Source organism: Steroidobacter sp. (assembly GCF_036402275.1).
In the GTDB taxonomy this organism is placed as follows: Bacteria; Pseudomonadota; Gammaproteobacteria; order Steroidobacterales; family Steroidobacteraceae; genus Steroidobacter.
Genome location: NZ_DASWTF010000038.1, coordinates 1 through 1,771 on the forward strand (window position 1 = coordinate 1; position 1,771 = coordinate 1,771).

At 65.5% G+C, this 1,771-nt stretch carries 2 protein-coding genes and 1 pseudogene; 2 read left to right on the plus strand and 1 reads right to left on the minus strand.

All coding sequences use genetic code 11. The features are described 5' to 3' along the window. Together VGD45_RS24340 and VGD45_RS24345 are read left to right on the plus strand one after the other, a co-directional pair. Positions 1 to 353, plus strand: a pseudogene (locus VGD45_RS24340) (radical SAM protein); the annotation flags it as partial. A gap of 81 nt (positions 354 to 434) precedes the next feature. Next, positions 435 to 1,189, plus strand: a protein-coding gene (locus VGD45_RS24345; RefSeq protein ID WP_331157971.1) for an IS5 family transposase whose coding sequence is annotated in 2 segments (ribosomal slippage) — positions 435 to 768 and positions 768 to 1,189 — 756 coding nt in all. Because the reading frame shifts where the segments join, the coding sequence is not laid out codon by codon here. A 13-nt stretch (positions 1,190 to 1,202) separates the two neighbouring features. Here VGD45_RS24345 and VGD45_RS24350 read toward each other — a convergent pair. Continuing rightward, the coding region (locus tag VGD45_RS24350; RefSeq protein ID WP_331157972.1) for a cobalt-precorrin-4/precorrin-4 C(11)-methyltransferase at positions 1,203 to 1,771 on the minus strand (569 nt) is incomplete at its 5' end.

A 1,771-nucleotide genomic window follows, 5' to 3' on the forward strand; every position in this document is an offset into this window, starting at 1 on the left:
GGGAGATCGAGCGGCTGCTCGAGGCCGGCCGCGCGGCAGGCGCCCAGTCCGCCGGCTACACGGTCATGCGCTTGCCGTTCGAGATCAAAGACCTGTTCGCACAGTGGCTGGAGACGCATGCGCCCGGCAAGGCGAAACACGTGCTGAGCCTGGTGCGCCAGGTGCGCGACGGCAAGCTGAATGATCCGAATTTCGGGACGCGGATGCGCGGCACCGGCACCTATGCCGAGCTCATCGCCAAGCGCCACCGCCTCGCCTGCGAGCGCCTCGGGTTCAACAAGAACGACTGGTCCCTCGACCTCACGCGTTTCCGGCCGCCGCCGGCTCCCGGCGACCAGCTCACGCTGCTCTAGGTTCAATCGACATTCAGGATTCACGGCTGGTCGAATATGTGATTCATGGGACTCCAGATTCACGAATCTGGAGTCCCATGGATGGTTGGCCGATACGAGCTGTCAGAGGCGCAGTGGCGGCGGATTTGCGAACTACTGCCCGGTAAACCCGGCGATCCAGGACGAACCGGCACTGACAACCGGCTCTTCGTGAACGGCGTTTTGTGGGTCTTGCGCTCCGGCGCGCACTGGCAGGACCTGCCCGAGCGCTACGGCAAGTGGAAGAGCGTGCACAAGCGCTTCACCCGTTGGGCCAAGGCCGGCGTCTGGGAGAGGGTCTTTGCCTCCCTGGTTGGCGATCCCGACAACCGATATCTGATGCTGGATAGCACCTTGGTTCGCGTTCACCAGCAAGCGGCGAGCGGAAAAGGGGGGCCCAAAACCAGGCTATGGGGCGTTCCCGAGGAGGATTGACGACCAAGATCCACACCCTGGCCGACGCACAGGGTCGGCCCGTGCGCTTCATCCTGACGGCTGGTCAGGCCCACGATGTCACGACTGTACCGGACCTGCTGGACGGCGTGGACGCCGATGGCGTGATTGCCGATCGAGCCTACGACACCAACGCCGTGCGCAACCTCATCGCCGAGCGCGGGGCTGAAGCGGTGATCCCCTCGACGCGCAGCCGCACCGTCGCCATCCCACACAACGCTACCGCCTACAAACTGCGCAATCGCATCGAACGCTTCTTCAACAAGCTGAAGCACTTCAGGCGCATCGCCACCCGCTACGACCGGCGCGCTGTCTACTTCCTCTCAGCCCTCTACTTGGCCAGCGCCATGATCTGGATGCGCTGAATGTCGATTCGTCCTAGCCGACCTGCGCGTCCTTGCGCGGGCGCAGCACGTGGTGATGTTCTTCGGCGTAAAGTCGGCTGTCTGAAAATTCCGAAGCGCCGAGTGCACGGCCGACGAGGATCAGTGCCGTCCGCGTGATGCCGGCGGCCTTCGCCTGCTCGCGGATGTCGCCGAGCGTGCCGCGCAGGAACATCTCGTCGGGCCAGCTCACGCGATAGGCGATAACGACCGGGCAATCCGCGCCGTAGTGCGGCACCAGGTCGCGCACGATACTTGCGAGATTGTTGATCGAGAGGTGGATCGCCAGGGTGGCGCCGCTGCGCGCCACTGTTGCACGGTCTTCGCCTTCCGGCATCGGCGTCGCGCGCACGGCCGTGCGCGTGAGGATCACGGTCTGGCTGATCTCCGGCAGGGTCAGTTCAGTGCGCAGCGCCGCTGCCGCCGCCGCGAACGCGGGCACGCCCGGAGTCACGTCGTAGGGAATGCCGAGCGCGTCGAGCCGGCGCATCTGTTCGGCGATCGCGCCGTAGAGCGATGGATCGCCGGAATGCACGCGCGCGACGTCGAGGCCGGCCTCGTGCG